Origin of the sequence: Streptococcus oralis, from assembly GCF_001579175.1 — a bacterium.
Classification (GTDB): domain Bacteria; phylum Bacillota; class Bacilli; order Lactobacillales; family Streptococcaceae; genus Streptococcus; species Streptococcus oralis_O.
Genome location: NZ_KQ970760.1, coordinates 524,699 through 526,784 on the forward strand (window position 1 = coordinate 524,699; position 2,086 = coordinate 526,784).

General features: G+C 45.6%; 2 protein-coding genes and 1 pseudogene. All 3 read left to right on the forward strand.

Going from position 1 to position 2,086, the window contains the following annotated elements; translation table 11 throughout:
• Nucleotides 1-1,089 (forward strand): glutamate-5-semialdehyde dehydrogenase (locus SORDD24_RS06925; RefSeq protein WP_231082696.1); only part of this gene is annotated, 1,089 nt, incomplete at its 5' end.
• Between the two features lie 3 nt (nucleotides 1,090-1,092).
• Nucleotides 1,093-1,890: a pyrroline-5-carboxylate reductase gene (gene proC, locus SORDD24_RS06930; protein ID WP_061408992.1), complete on the forward strand. Its 798-nt coding sequence runs from the start codon at nucleotides 1,093-1,095 to the stop codon at nucleotides 1,888-1,890.
• Nucleotides 1,891-2,010: 120 nt separating this feature from the next.
• A pseudogene (locus SORDD24_RS11170) lies at nucleotides 2,011-2,086 on the forward strand (dTMP kinase); the annotation flags it as partial.

A 2,086-nucleotide genomic window follows, 5' to 3' on the forward strand; every position in this document is an offset into this window, starting at 1 on the left:
ATCTCAGATGTTATGCTGGATCGTCTTTATTTGGATGAAGGACGAATCCAAGCCATGGCAAGAGGGATTCGTGAAGTGGTTACTTTACCAGATCCCATTGGTGAAGTCCTAGAAACAAGTCAGCTTGAAAATGGCTTGCTTATTACTAAGAAACGTGTGGCTATGGGTGTTATCGGTATTATCTATGAAAGCCGTCCGAATGTGACGTCTGACGCGGCTGCCTTGGCTCTCAAGAGTGGAAATGCGGTCGTTCTTCGTAGTGGTAAAGATGCCTATCAAACAGCTCATGCTATTGTCTCAGCCTTGAAGAAGGGCTTGGAGACGACTAGCATTCATCCTGATGTGATTCAACTAGTAGAAGATACCAGTCGAGAAAGTAGCTATGCCATGATGAAGGCTAAGGGTTATCTAGACCTTCTCATACCTCGTGGAGGCGCTGGCTTGATCAATGCGGTGGTTGAAAATGCTATAGTGCCTGTTATCGAGACAGGAACTGGGATTGTCCATGTCTATGTAGATAAGGATGCAGACGAAGACAAGGCTCTATCGATTATCAACAATGCTAAAACCAGCCGTCCTTCTGTCTGCAATGCCATGGAGGTCTTGCTGGTTCATGAAGACAAGGCAGCAAGCTTCCTTCCTCGTTTGGAGAAAGTGCTGGTTACAAGTCGCAAAGAAGCTGGACTGGAACCAATTCAATTTCGTTTGGATAGCAAAGCAAGTCAGTTTCTTTCAGGTCGAGCAGCTGAGGCCCAAGACTTTGACACCGAGTTTTTAGACTATGTACTCGCTGTTAAGGTTGTGAGTAGTTTAGAAGAAGCGGTTGAGCATATTGAAGCCCACAGTACCCATCATTCGGATGCCATTGTGACAGAAAATGCTGAATCTGCAGCCTACTTTACAAATCAAGTAGACTCTGCAGCGGTTTATGTCAATGCCTCAACGCGTTTCACTGATGGAGGCCAGTTTGGTCTTGGATGTGAAATGGGGATTTCGACTCAGAAACTGCACGCGCGTGGTCCAATGGGCTTGAAGGAATTAACTAGCTACAAGTATGTGGTTACTGGTGACGGACAGATAAGGGAGTAAGAGATGAAGATTGGATTTATCGGCTTGGGGAATATGGGTGCTAGCTTGGCCAAGGCTGTCTTGCAGGCCAAGACGGGTGAACAGATTCTCCTTGCCAATCGTAGTCAAACCAAGGTGGATGCTTTCATTGCCAACTTCGGTGGTCAAGCTTCCAGCAATGAAGAAATTTTTGCAGAAGCAGATGTGATTTTTCTAGGAGTTAAGCCTACTCAGTTTTCTGAAATCCTTGCTCAATATCAGACCATCCTTGAAAAACGAGAGAGTCTTCTTTTGATTTCCATGGCAGCTGGATTGACCTTGGAAAAACTGGCTAGACTTCTTCCGAGTCAACACCGAATCATTCGCATCATGCCCAATACTCCAGTGGCTATTGGGCAAGGAGTGATTAGTTATGCCCTGTCAGCAAACTGTCGTGCCGAGGACAGTGAACTCTTTTGTCAATTATTGGCCAAGGCCGGTCTCTTAGTTGAGCTGGGAGATGGCTTAATCGATGCGGCGACAGGTCTCGCAGGTTGTGGACCAGCTTTTGTCTATCTTTTTATCGAGGCTTTGGCAGATGCGGGTGTTCAATCAGGATTGCCAAGAGAAAGGGCCTTGAAAATGGCAGCCCAGACAGTAGTTGGCGCTGGACAAATGGTTCTTGAAAGCCAGCAACATCCTGGAGTTTTGAAAGACCAAGTTTGCAGCCCAGGAGGTTCGACTATCGCTGGTGTAGCAAGTCTGGAAGAACATGCCTTTAGAGGCACAGTCATGGACGCAGTTCATCAAGCCTATAAACGAACACAAGAACTAGGTAAATAAGAGGTTGGATGACTCCCAGCCTCTTTTATGGTCGATTGAATGGAGAAGACACAAAAAGATTGTCACAAAAACCTATTTTTTTGATAGAATAGAAGGTAGAAAAAAAGAAATGAGTTAGACATGTCAAAAGGATTTTTAGTCTCTTTTGAGGGACCAGAGGGAGCAGGAAAGACCAGTGTTTTAGAGGCTCTACTCC

What these genes read in the sequence shown, in the direction of transcription:
- proC (WP_061408992.1), top strand. Translation starts at nt 1,093, where the DNA reads ATGAAGATTGGATTTATCGGCTTGGGGAATATGGGTGCTAGCTTGGCC.